The 12,203-nt window shown below is 61.8% G+C and carries 11 protein-coding genes; 3 read left to right on the top strand and 8 right to left on the bottom strand.

Going from position 1 to position 12,203, the window contains the following annotated elements:
• The 4 genes from D886_RS0107605 to D886_RS0107590 all read right to left on the bottom strand — a co-directional run bounded on the left by D886_RS0107605 (window position 1) and on the right by D886_RS0107590 (window position 3,917).
• On the bottom strand, window positions 1–1,164 hold the full coding sequence (locus D886_RS0107605) for an acyl-CoA dehydrogenase family protein (protein WP_027593333.1): 1,164 nt from the start codon (window positions 1,162–1,164) through the stop codon (window positions 1–3).
• A gap of 69 nt (window positions 1,165–1,233) precedes the next feature.
• On the bottom strand, window positions 1,234–1,830 hold the full coding sequence (locus D886_RS0107600) for a thiamine pyrophosphate-dependent enzyme (protein ID WP_027593332.1): 597 nt from the start codon (window positions 1,828–1,830) through the stop codon (window positions 1,234–1,236).
• Entirely contained in the window at window positions 1,818–2,348 is a 531-nt protein-coding gene (locus tag D886_RS0107595; RefSeq protein WP_027593331.1) for a thiamine pyrophosphate-binding protein, read from the bottom strand. Before D886_RS0107595 ends, D886_RS0107600 begins: the two co-directional genes overlap by 13 nt.
• A gap of 201 nt (window positions 2,349–2,549) precedes the next feature.
• The gene (locus D886_RS0107590) at window positions 2,550–3,917 is read right to left on the bottom strand and encodes an MFS family transporter (RefSeq protein WP_027593330.1); all 1,368 of its coding nucleotides are present in this window, start codon (window positions 3,915–3,917) and stop codon (window positions 2,550–2,552) included.
• A gap of 190 nt (window positions 3,918–4,107) precedes the next feature.
• Here D886_RS0107590 and D886_RS0107585 point away from each other — a divergent pair, with 190 nt between their 5' ends.
• Window positions 4,108–5,031, top strand: a complete 924-nt coding sequence (locus D886_RS0107585; RefSeq protein ID WP_027593329.1) for a LysR family transcriptional regulator — start codon at window positions 4,108–4,110, stop codon at window positions 5,029–5,031.
• Here the strand turns inward: D886_RS0107585 and D886_RS0107580 are convergent.
• Together D886_RS0107580 and D886_RS0107575 are read right to left on the bottom strand one after the other, a co-directional pair.
• Window positions 5,028–6,227, bottom strand: a complete 1,200-nt coding sequence (locus tag D886_RS0107580; RefSeq protein WP_027593328.1) for an MFS transporter — start codon at window positions 6,225–6,227, stop codon at window positions 5,028–5,030. The genes D886_RS0107585 and D886_RS0107580 overlap by 4 nt on opposite strands.
• 92 nt (window positions 6,228–6,319) lie before the next feature.
• Window positions 6,320–7,255 carry a LysR family transcriptional regulator gene (locus D886_RS0107575; RefSeq protein WP_027593327.1) on the bottom strand — a complete coding sequence of 312 codons (936 nt, stop codon included), beginning with the start codon at window positions 7,253–7,255 and terminating at the stop codon, window positions 6,320–6,322.
• A 106-nt stretch (window positions 7,256–7,361) separates the two neighbouring features.
• On the opposite strand from D886_RS0107575, the gene D886_RS0107570 reads away from it, so the two are divergent.
• Window positions 7,362–7,634, top strand: a complete 273-nt coding sequence (locus D886_RS0107570; protein WP_027593326.1) for a PepSY domain-containing protein — start codon at window positions 7,362–7,364, stop codon at window positions 7,632–7,634.
• Window positions 7,635–7,641: 7 nt separating this feature from the next.
• On the opposite strand, the gene D886_RS0107565 is transcribed toward D886_RS0107570, so the two are convergent.
• Window positions 7,642–8,565, bottom strand: a complete 924-nt coding sequence (locus D886_RS0107565; protein WP_027593325.1) for a LysR family transcriptional regulator — start codon at window positions 8,563–8,565, stop codon at window positions 7,642–7,644.
• A 102-nt stretch (window positions 8,566–8,667) separates the two neighbouring features.
• Between D886_RS0107565 and D886_RS0107560 the strand changes: the two genes are divergently transcribed.
• Window positions 8,668–9,420 carry an SDR family NAD(P)-dependent oxidoreductase gene (locus D886_RS0107560; RefSeq protein ID WP_027593324.1) on the top strand — a complete coding sequence of 251 codons (753 nt, stop codon included), beginning with the start codon at window positions 8,668–8,670 and terminating at the stop codon, window positions 9,418–9,420.
• Window positions 9,421–9,470: 50 nt separating this feature from the next.
• Here D886_RS0107560 and D886_RS0107555 read toward each other — a convergent pair whose 3' ends face one another.
• Window positions 9,471–12,017 carry an HWE histidine kinase domain-containing protein gene (locus D886_RS0107555; protein ID WP_027593323.1) on the bottom strand — a complete coding sequence of 849 codons (2,547 nt, stop codon included), beginning with the start codon at window positions 12,015–12,017 and terminating at the stop codon, window positions 9,471–9,473.
• Between the last annotated feature and the right edge of the window lie 186 nt (window positions 12,018–12,203).

The raw sequence follows: 12,203 nt of genomic DNA, 5'->3' as shown, positions 1-12,203 counted from the left end.
TCAGAACGAGCGTGGCAATTCCAGCAGGTGCTCGGCGACGTACGACAGGATCAGGTTGGTCGAGATCGGGGCCACCTGGTACAGGCGCGTCTCACGGAACTTGCGCTCGACGTCATATTCGTTGGCAAAGCCGAAACCGCCGTGGGTTTGCAGGCAGGCGTTGGCGGCTTCCCAACTGGCCTTCGCCGCCAGGTACTTGGCCATGTTGGCCGCGGCGCCGGCGTTCTTGCCGCTGTCGTATTCGGCACAGGCACGCCAGCGCATCAGGTCGGCTGCTTCGATCTCGATGTGCGCCTCGGCGATCGGGAACTGCACGCCCTGGTTCTGCCCAATCGGGCGGCCGAACACCACGCGGTCGCGGGCGTACTGGCTGGACTTTTCGATGAACCAGCGGCCATCGCCGATGCACTCGGCGGCGATCAGCGTGCGCTCGGCGTTGAGGCCGTCGAGGATATAGCGGAAGCCTTTGCCTTCTTCGCCAATCAGGCTGCTGGCAGGGATTTCCAGGTTGTCGAAGAACAGCTCGTTGGTCTCATGGTTGACCATGTTGGCGATGGGCTGCACGGTCAGGCCGTTGCCGATGGCTTCGCGCAGGTCGACGAGGAAAATCGACATGCCTTCGGATTTTTTCTTCACCTCTGCCAGCGGTGTGGTACGGGCCAGCAGGATCATCAGGTCGGAGTGCTGGACGCGCGAGATCCAGACCTTCTGGCCGTTGATGACGTACTTGTCGCCCTTGCGCACGGCCGTGGTCTTGATCTTGGTGGTGTCGGTGCCGGTGGTGGGCTCGGTGACCCCCATCGACTGCAGGCGCAGTTCGCCACTGGCGAGTTTTGGCAGGTAATAGCCTTTTTGTTCTTCGCTGCCGTTACGCAGCAGTGTGAACATGTTGTACATCTGGCCGTGAATGGTGCCGGAGTTACCCCCGCAACGGTTGACTTCCTCAAGAATCACCGAGGCCTCGGCCAGGCCCAGGCCGGAGCCACCGTACTCTTCCGGAATCATCGCCGAAAGCCAGCCCGCATCGGTCATGGCCTTGACGAAGGCCTCCGGAAAGCTCTTTTCTTCGTCGATCTTGCGCCAGTATTCGGCAGGGAAATCACCACACAGGGCGCGCACGCCCTCGCGGATGGCGTTGAGTGCTTCGTTGTCGTAGTCGCTCATTATTGTTCTCCAGGCGGCGCAGGCTGGCAGCCTTGTCGTGGCTCGGTTGCTAACCTGCGCCTGACACGGTCAAAGAGGCTGGAAGCCCAGGGCAGCGCGGAAGCGGTTCTTGATGTAGTGGCCGTCACGCGGCGGCAGCACGCGGGGTGGGTTCTCGGCCTTGATCTTGACAGTAGCCAGCTTCACACCTTCGCGGCTGGCGAAGCGTTCGCGCAGGTCATGCACGCCTTCCATGTCGCGAATCTCGCGGGTCCAGCTGAAGCCGCAGGTTTGGGCAACCTGGTCGAGCTTGATGCCGAAACCGGCGTGGCTGACCTGCATGCCGGTCTCGCCGAAGTGGCCGTTGTCCAGCACCACAATGGTCAAATTGGCAGGCTTCTGCAGGGCGACAGTCGCCAGGGCGCCGAAGCCCATCAGCAGCTCGCCATCACCGGTGACGACCACCACCGACTTGTCGGGTTGCGCGTTGGCCAGGCCCAGGCCTACGGTGATGGCGCTGCCCATGGCGGCCCACAGGTAATAGTTGCCATCGTGGTCACCGGCAGCCATGACGTCGTAAGACGCCGAACCCAGGCCGGTCACGACCAGTACATCCTGGCGATCAGCGAGCAGGGTACGCACCACCTCACGGCGGCACAGCGTGTGGTTGGCGCTTACTTGACCCATTTCTTTTCTCCGATCAGGCGCTGGCCGAGCAGCAAGGCAGTGGCGGAATCACCATTGAAGGCCATGGTGGCGGCGCCATGCAGCAGTGGCGCAACGTCTTCTGGCACATCGGCACGCCAGGTCATGACCTTCATCAGTTGCAGCGAGGCCTCGGTGGCCTGGCCCATGGGGTTTTGCCAAGCGTTGAACTCGGCCCAGTCACCGCGCATGGTCACCACCATCAGCAGGGGGAAACCCGCGCAGTTCTGCAGGGCCAGGGTGTTGATGCAGTTACCGACGCCGCTGGACTGCATCAACAGTGCACCGCGTTCGCCGCCCAGCCAGGCGCCGGCCAGATAACCAATGCCTTCTTCTTCGGTGGTGAGGACGACGGCCTTGATATCAGGGTCCTGGTACGACATGCGGATCGCGGCCGAATGGCCGGCGTCCGGAACGAACACGACATGCTTGACGTCGTGGGCCTTGAGGACGCGGAAAACGTCTTCTTGCCAGCTTTGTTCAGCTTCTTGCGATGACATGGTTGTCTCCAGTGCTGCTCTTGTTTTGCCTCATCATGCAGGCAACGCGGGGTACCGACGACTACCGTTTTTCTCTTTGAGATATGCCGGCGTGGCATAGCTCATGGAGTGGCCGGCCAAGCGAAACGAAGCGGCCCTGGTGGCTTCCTCGGGGAAGCCATCAGGGCCGCGCGGGTCAATAAAGTGGCAATGTTGGCGAGGTCAGGCCTTGGCGGTCTGCACCTTGCTGGCCGGCATGCCGGTATTCTCCTCAACCCTGCCATCGCCACTGATGTACCCATGCCGCGTCAGGTTGGGCATCAGCATCGATGCGATGAAGGTCACGCACAGGACGGCGGCCACGTAGAAGAAGAAGTAGTCCTCGGCCCCTTCGGCCCTGAACGACAGCGCGACATATTCAGCGGTCCCGCCAAACGCCGCATTACCTATGGCATACGGGAACCCGACCCCCAGCGCACGCACTGCGGGGGGGAACAATTCGGCTTTGACGATGCCCGCGATCGGGGTGTAGAGCGAGGCGATGACCAGCCCGCCGAAGACCAGCGCAAAGGCCATGAAGGGGTTGTGGGTATGCTTGATGGCGAACAGCAGCGGGATCACCAGCAACACGCCCAGGCTCGAGAACATCAGCATGTGCGTTCTGATCCCGAGCCGGTCTGCCATCAGGCCGAACAGCGGCTGGCAAAGCATGAAGCCGATCAGCGCCGAGGTCATGATGAAACTCACCGTGGCCGCGTCGAAGCCTGCCGATATCACCAGAAACTTCTGCATGTAGGTGGTGAAGGTATAGAAGTACAGCGACCCACCGATGGTAAAGGCGATCACCAGCCCGACGGCACGCTTGTGCTTGAACATGCCGCGCAACGACCCGGCACCCTCGCGGTGCATGTCCTTTTTCGAGGCGGTTTCGTGCATCGAGCGGCGCAGGTACACGACAACCACGGCGCTGATGGCGCCAATGAAAAACGGAATGCGCCAGCCCCATTCACGCAACTGCTCATCGCTGAGGGTCTGCTGCAGGATGACTACGGTGAACAGGGCCAGCAATTGCCCGGCGATGATCGTGAAGTACTGGAACGAGCCATAGAAGCAACGCCGGCCTGGTGTCGCGATTTCGCTGATGTAGGTTGCGCCGGTGCCGTACTCGGCACCCACCGAAAGACCCTGGATCAGCCGTGCCACGACTAGCATGATCGGTGCGGCGATACCTACCGTTTCATAGGTCGGCATCACCGCGATCAGCAGTGACCCGGCGCACATCATGAACACCGAGATAATCATCGACACCTTGCGCCCACGGGTGTCGGCCAGCCAGCCGAAAATCCACCCACCCAGGGGCCGCATGAAGAAACCGACGGCGAACACACCCGCAGTGGCCAGCAACTGCGTGGTGGTATCGCCTTTGGGGAAGAACGACGCCGCGAAGTAGATTGCCGTATAGGCGTAGATGAAAAAGTCATACCACTCGACCAGGTTGCCGGAGCAGGCCCCCATGATCGCTCTGACACGATTGGGTTGGCGGGCGGGGGCATCTTCAACGAGGGTGGTGCTGGAGCGGGGAGTTGGCATGGTAGTCAGCCTCTGGTCTTATTCTTGTAGCGGGCGTCCGATCGGTGATCGACCCTGTTTTCACGCTACTCCAGAGTGGGCCCGTCAATAAGGGGACTAGCTGACTAACTGATATGCTGAAATTCTATAGCTGCTGACAGGTGTGCTGTTTAGACTGCCAGTTACCTTCTGCCTCGACACGGGCCTGCCGATGGACGTCGTTCAACTCAAAACCCTGATCCATGTTGCCGAGCTTGGCAGCCTCAGCAAGGCGTCCGACCGGCTGCACATTGCACAGCCCGCCTTGAGCCGGCAGATCCGGCAACTGGAGAAGGAGCTTGGGGTCTACCTGTTCGAGCGCCATGGCCGCGGCATGATCATCACCGACGCCGGCAGCGAAGTGCTGCAGCACGCCACGCGGATCATGGATGAACTGGAGGCCATTCGCAGTTCGGTAGTGGGCGGGCATGCATCGTTTCGCGGGGCCGTGGCGATCGGCACCACACCGACCATCGCGGAAATCGTCACCGTGCCCCTGGTGACCCGGATCCGCGAAGCCCACCCGGACTTGTCGATCCGTTTCTCGTCGGCCTTCAGCGGTTACCTGGTGGACTGGATTCAGCGTGGCGAACTGGAGCTGGCGATCTCTTATGACCTGGAGCCGCTGCACACTTTGCGCATCGTGCCGGTGATGATGGAGAACCTGGTATTGGTCGGGCCGCCCAGCGCAGGCTTGGCGTGGGACAACCCGGTAAACTTCGCAACCCTGGCCCAGCAGCAGTTGGTGCTGCCCAGCCCGCGCCATGGCTTGCGCAAGATCATGGACCACTGCGCCGCGGACGTCGGCTTCAAGATTGCCGCCAATGTCGAGGCCGATTCGTTCGGGGCGATGATCGACCTGGTGCGTCATGGCTTCGGCTTGACCGCGCTGCCCTTGGCCTCGATCTACACCCACCTGCAGAATGGCACCTTGTGTGCAGCGCCACTGATCGAGCCGACTCCGATGCGCAAGCTGGTCATGGTGTCGCCTGCGGACAGGCATGTCAGCCCAGCCACGCGCTATGTGGGTGAAACCTTCGTCGAGCTTGCTTCAGAGCTGGTAGCGCAGGGCATCTGGGCGGGGCACATGCTTTAAGCGCTGGGTGCCTGACGCTGCAGCCGCGCCACGGCGGGCACACACAGCAACGCCAACAGCGCCACCCCGGCGGCCATATAGCCCAGCGTCGACACCCCGAATGTCGGGATGACCAGCCCACCCAACAGCGCACCCAAGCCAATACCGGCATTGGCGGCAGACACGTTGGTGGTGCCAGCCAGAGCCTGAGAGTGCGCCACCGAATGCATCACGCGCACCTGGCAGATGGGGTAGAGCGCCGTATTGGCGATGCCCCACAGTGCCAGTGCGCCCCAGAGCGTTACAGGCGCAGCGGCCAGCGGGCTGAAGGCCGCCATACCCATCGCCAGCAACACAAGAAACAGCGCAGTGGCCTTGATCGGCGAATGCCTGACAGCTCGCCCCCCCAGCCAGTTGCCCAGCAAACCAATGGCACCGAAGCCCATCAGCCACCAGCCGACATCCGCAGTTGCAACACCTGCGGTACGCTCGAGCATGTCGGCCAGGTAGGTGTAGGCAATGAACATGGCGGTGAACACCATGATCGACAGCGCCACATTGGCGAGGAAGTTCGGTTCACGGAAGATCCGCGCCTGGTGGCGCAAGTCAACCCTGGGCAGGCGCGCAACCACTGGCATCCAGGTGAGCACGGCAAAGGCCATGGCCGCCGAAGCAGCAGACAATATCCAGAAAGCGCCGCGCCAGCCTATGGCGTCAGCCGCCAACGTCCCTAATGGAATGCCCAGCAACAGCGCAGCTGAGATGCCGAGGTAGACCCGCGCGACGGCCTGCCCTTGGCGATCGGGGCTGACCATGCTGGCGGCCGTTTCGCTGGCTGTACCCCAAAAAACAGGCAGTGCCAGGGCGGGCAGGAAACGCGCCACTGCCAAGACCCCGATGTTTGGCGCAAGGGCCGCCAGCGCATTGGACGCCGCGAATAAGGCGAGGATGGCTGCGAACAGCTTGCGCCTGTCCAGGTGGGCAAGTGCCGCCGTCAACGGCGGGCCCGCCAGCATGACGGTGAAGGCAAACAGCGTGATCAACTGCCCGGCAGTCGAAATCGAGACATCAAGGTCGCGTGCCAGCCCGGGCAGCAGGCCGACCATCAAGAACTCGGTAGTGACAATCAAAAAGGCGGAGGCGGCGAGGACCAAAGTCCCCAAGGTCGCGCGTCGGTCGGTCGCCAAGCCCACGGGTGGGCGTTCAACAGCAGTCATGCAGGCAGTTCCTCAATCAGGGGCTGCCATTGTATTGATTCTTAAAAAGCCTATTACGGGCAATATTTCAGATGGCACGCGAATTATATTCACTAATCGCAGGGTGCGAGGCGGTGGCCGTCTGTTCGCAGTGCGTTCAGCAGCACATCCAGCAGCGCCCTGACGCGGGGAAGGGCCTCACGTTTTTTGAGCCACACTACGTTCATCGGCAGCCCATCTGTTGCCAAGTGCGGCAACACTTCAATCAACGCGCCACTTTCCAGCTGTTGATTGACCAGCCAGGTGGGCACCTGAGTGACCCCCAAACCCTGTACGACTGCCTGTACCACCCCTTCGCCATCGCCGATGGCAAGCCGCGCCGGCATGAAGCGCCGCTCCATTTCACCCGGTTGCATACCGGTCATGTGCCAGGGGCTGCCCACCCCGTCGGGCTGCCCGTAAACCACACAGTCATGGGCTTGCAGGTCCGCCTCATCGAGCGGTGTGCCACGGGCTTGCAAGTAGCCCGGTGAGGCACAGAAGATGAACCGTTGAGCACCGATGAACTGGTGCCCCAGGTCCTCCGGCCAAACGTCCGGGCCGCCGATACGTACCACGATATCGATACCCTGCTCGGTCGGGTTGACGAAGCTGTCGGTAAAGGACACGTGTGGCTGCAACTGGGGGTGGCGTTTGAGGTAGTCGAGAATGACCGGCAAGACGTGCAGCCGCCCATACGCTGCGGGCAGGTCGATGCGCACCCGGCCCCGTGGCTCGAAGTAGTCTTCATGCAGGGCCAATTCCGATGCTTCGAGGTCGGCCAGCACGCGTGAGCAGGTTTTGTAGAACGTTTGCCCCGCATCGGTCAGGGCAAGCCGACGCGTCGTGCGCTCGAACAGGCGTAAGCCCAGGCGAGCTTCCAGCCGCGCGACACCTTTGCTGACAGCCGAGCTGGTCAGGTTCAGGCGCTGCGCCGCCGCGGCAAAACTGCCGAGGTCTGCCACGCAGACAAAAACGTCAATGCCCTTCAAACGTTCGGAGGAGTGCACCGTCAACCCTTTGTGTAATGAACGTGGCTGCAAGCGTAACGATGATTGAACCGAAACGACAGCGCCCAGGTCGCATCCTTTAACTCAGGCAAAAAGGATGTTGACGATGAAAACCATGACGCGCGTATTGACGGGGTTGGCACTGGTTGGCGCACTGGGCGCTAGTGCCGCGTGGGCTGACCAACCAGGTGCCGACTGGAAGGTGAACAAAGACCAGGCCGAGACGGTGCTTAAAGGCGCCGGCTACACCCAGATCACCAAGATCGAAGCGGATGACGGCCATTGGGAAGGCGAGGGCATCAAGGCCGATGGCAAGCAGTACGAATTCCACGTTGACCCACACTCCGGCAACATCACCAAGGATGAACTGGATAATTGAGCCACCGTCAGGTCACGTTTGGCATCAGCCATTGTGACCCGGCCAGCCGCTCAATGAAAAAATCAGCCAAGGCCTGGACCTTTCTCGGCCGGCTTCGGGCTGAAGGTGTGACGAAATACAAGCCGCCTTGGGTCATGCGCCACGTTGGTAGCAGGTGCTCAAGGCGGCCGTCCGCCAAGTATTCGGAGGCGATGAAATCCGGTAATTCGGCGATCGCCAAGCCCTCAAGCAAGGGCGCCACCAACGCATCCGAATTGGTCACACGCAGGGGCCCCCGCGGCACGACGTCTTGTTCGGTGCCGTCACTGTGGGTGAACCGCCAAACCTGGCTGCGGGCGCGGTAGGCGTAGCTCATGCAGGCATGGTCAACCAGGTCGCGCGGGTGCTCAGGGCGCCCATGACGCGCAAGGTATGACGGCGCGGCTACCAGGTATTGGGTGACCGCGCAGATACGTCTCGCCACCAAGGACGAATCCGGCAGTGCTGCAATGCGCAGTGCTGCATCGAACCCCTCGGCAACCAGATCGACTGTCGAATCTGACAAGTGAAGGTCGAGTTCCAACTGGGGGTACCTGGCCATCAACGCGGGCAGCAGCGGCGCTACCCAGCGCAAGCCGAATGACATAGGCACCGCCAGGCGCACCAAGCCCCGTGGCTGCACCGACATCTCCTGGGCGGCGCTTTCCATCTCTTCTGCCTGGCGGTACAACGCGCTGGCCTGTTCGACCATGCGCTGGCCGAACTCGGTGACGCAAAGCTGGCGTGACGTGCGATTGAACAGACGACCGCCCAAGCGTGCCTCCAGACGCGCCACCGCACGCGATACCGTCGGTACCGACACGCCCATGGCGCGCGCCGCCGCTGCGTAGGAACCTTCTTCCGCCACTTTGGCGAACATTGCCAGCCCTTCGAAATCGGGGATTCTTGCCATTTCAATTCTGCAATGATGAGTTTCAAATGATTCTATTTTGAAAATAACGGTGCGTCGATAAGCTTCTCCCACAGCCAATCACTACCCCACGGGAGAAACACCATGAGCAACAAACTTGAAGGCAAGATCGCACTGGTAACCGGCGGCACCACCGGTATCGGCCTGGCCACCGCCAAACGTTTTGCAGAGGAGGGCGCCCATGTGTACATCACCGGCCGCCGCCAGAGCGAGCTGGACAAGGCCGTAGCGCTGGTCGGTAACGCCACCGGCATCGCCGTCGATTCGACCCGGCTTGACCAGTTGGACGCGCTGTATGCCCAAATCGGCCAGCAACAGGGGCGTCTGGATGTGCTGTTCGCCAACGCGGGTGGCGGCTCGATGCTCCCTTTGGGAGACATCACCGAAGCCCACTACGACGATACGTTCGACCGCAACGTCAAAGGTGTGCTGTTCACAGTGCAGAAAGCGTTGCCGTTGCTGGCGCCGAACGCCTCCATCATTCTTACGGGCTCTACCGCCGGTAGCTCCGGGACTGCGGCATTCAGCGTGTACTCGGCGTCCAAGGCCGCCGTTCGGGCATTCGCACGCAGCTGGATCCTCGACTTGAAGGACCGCGGGGTCAGGGTCAACACCCTCAGCCCAGGTGCCACGCGAACCCCAGGCCTGGTTGACCTGGCGGGCCCCGATGCAGAGCAACAGCAGGGGTTGCTCGACTACCTGGCCGCCCAGGTGCCGCTGGGACGTGTGGGTGAGCCTGTGGAAATTGCCAATGCCGCCGTCTTCCTGGCGAGCGATGACTCAAGTTTCGTCAATGGCGCCGAGCTGTTTGTCGATGGCGGTCAGGCTCAGATCTAGAGCGTGAGCCTGGGCAGGGTAGGCAGCGGGCGATCGTTTGCTCCCGCAGCCTACTGCCCACTGTCGATCAGGCTTTCCAGATTCGTCAGAATCGTCAGGGCATCGTAGGGCTTGCGCACAACAGGGACGTGCTTCAAATGCGCAGGAATGCTGATGCTGTCGCCATAGCCGGTGGCGAACAGGAAGGGAATGTTTTTGCGCGTGAGTTCTTCGGCGACGGCAATCGACGTGCCCGTCCCCAGGTTGATATCCAGCACCGCGACATCTGGCCTGCGGCTGGCGAGCAGCTTCATCGTCTCGGCTTCGGAGCTTGCGGTGATCACGTCTTCGACCAGCGCATCGGCCAGAATCTGTTCGAGGCCTACTGCAATAACCAGTTGGTCCTCGAGAATCAGCACGCAGGATTTGACCAGGCCCGAGCCGCTGACATGAGGCGCAGCCGGTGGCGCCATTGGCGCAACGGCATCGACCGTTTCGACCTGGGTCAGGTGTTTGGCAGGGATCTTGAAATACCCCTGCAGCCCTTCTGGCCTGTATTCGAGCGTGCTGGTGCCGCCGAGGTCGAAGGGGATGCTGCGTTCGATCAGCACCGAACCGAAACCACTTCGGCTGGGTGGGCGAACCGTTGGCCCACCGCTTTCGCGCCACGTGATGTCGCACGCCCCACTCACATCGACCTGCCAACTCACGGCCAGCTTGCCACCTGCCCGAGACAGCGCGCCGTACTTGGCGGCGTTGGTCGCCAGTTCGTGGAGCACCAAGGCCAGCACCGAGTAGGCGCGGGCATCAAGCAGCAGGCTGGGGCCTTTCAGCTCGATGACATCGGCCGAGGTGCGGTAGGGCGACAGTTCGGCTTCCAGAAGCGTGGAGAAGCGCCCACCGCCATCCCCTCGCACGACCTGGTCATGCGCCAGGGAAAGCGCCTGAATGCGGCCTTTGAGCGTTGCCACGTAGCTGTTGAGGGTCTGGTTTTCGGCGGTGGGGTGGGCCACCAGGGCACCGATCAGCGAAAGAATGTTCTTCACCCGGTGGTTGAGCTCTTCGTTGAGCATCCGTTGGCGGACGTCCGCCTTGGAGCGCTCGTCGGCCATGAGCTCACTGTTATGAAGCACCACCTCGACTATCGCGGCGCGGATGGCCTCGCCAAACTGGCGGTCTTGCTCGGACCAAGGCTGTGAGTGGTGGTGAACGGTCTGTTTCCACACCGCGAAGCTCTTGCGTGGCGTCAGGCGTTCACCTAACGGGCCGCTGTCGTAGGTCTTGTTAGGGTCGCCGGCCCAATCCAGGGTCTCGATCACCTCTTTGCGAAACAGCATCAGGTAATCCCGGGGCTGCTGAGACATCGGAATGACCAACACGCCCGAAACGTCGACGGCGTAATCCTGGGCAGGTGGGTGCGCCATCGAGAGGCAGTTCGAAGCCCAGGTACGGCCCTCGGCGACACCTTCGGCGAATCTCAACAAGCTGGGCAACGCCACGTTTGGCGGTGTCAGTGCCTCAGCGGTCCAGCGGCCTTGCAGCGACATGCCGATGCCGTCGCAGGGGATGAGCGCCTTGAAGTCCGTCATGCGAGCACGCAGCAGTTCCCCGAAGTCGGCGGTGCGGTGTGCATCACGCAGCAGGTTGTCGAGCACTTCGCGTGCGTAGGCGGCCGCCTCCAGGCTTTGCTTGGCGCGTAGGGTCTGGATATGCAGCGAGAAAAATTCGCCGAACATTTCTGCCGCGACGCGTTGGCCCATGGACAACGTGCGGGGTGCGTAATGGTGGCAGGCAATCAGCCCCCAGAGCGCGCCGTCGACGATGATCGAAATGGACATGGACGCGCCTACGCCCATATTGCTCAGGTATTCGCAGTGAATGGGCGAGACGCTGCGCAGGTGCGCGTAGGACAGGTCGAGCGGTTCACCATTCAGGTCCAGCACAGGGGTGATGGGCACGGTCTTGAACTGGGCATCGGAAATGATGCGGACCGGATTGCGCAGGTACAGGGCGCGCGCCTGCTGCGGAATGTCGGACGCGGGGAAGTACTGCCCCAAAAAGCTTTCCAGGCCGCTGCGCTTGGCCTCGGCAATCACCTTGCCAGCGCCGTCAACGCCAAGCTGGTAGATCATCACCCGGTCGTAGCCCAGCAGTGCTCGCACACGTCGGGCAGTGTCGGCGAATAGCTTCTCGGAGCGGTCGATCTCGCGCAGTTGGGCGATGACGGTGCGGACCAGCTCAATCGGCTCGGCGATGCTTGCACCGCAGGGCTCGAACTCGAGGATGGCGGTGCCTTTGTAAATATGCGCGGCAATATCGAACGCCTGACCGGACGGCAGGCTCACGGCAAACGACAGTGCTGGGCGAGTGCCCTCTTTGACCCGTGCCAGTGCGTTGCGAAGGGTATGCGCAGCCTCGGTGCCGATAATTGCTTCGAGGCGTTGACCGTTGATGTCCCCGGCAACGCCCAGCATGCCTGGGGTATTGGCCGAGTGACGCAGGACCACGCTTGCTGACGCATTGCAGGCCAACAGGCAACCATGCGGTTGGATGCTGCCCGGAATCTGGATGGGTTCGCGATCGCAGTTGGTCAGATTGACGGGAGGTTGCAAAGTCATAGGCGGCCCCTGCCGGTTTACCAGACACCGGCTGCCTGCATGACCGCCGAACAGTTTCAGGCAAACGAAGTGTTTACGGTCACATTCAGCGTTTGATTCTAGCGGGCGCGTTACGCTTCGTCATCAGGGGCGCAAGAGGGCCAGCGCAAAGTTGGCCCTCTTGGAAGTTGCAACAGTGTGCCGGGA

It is taken from the genome of Pseudomonas sp. LAIL14HWK12:I7, from assembly GCF_000483465.1.
In the GTDB taxonomy this organism is placed as follows: Bacteria; Pseudomonadota; Gammaproteobacteria; order Pseudomonadales; family Pseudomonadaceae; genus Aquipseudomonas; species Aquipseudomonas kermanshahensis.
Note: the sequence above shows the minus strand (reverse complement) of the source record. Positions and strands in the feature narration are given on the sequence as shown.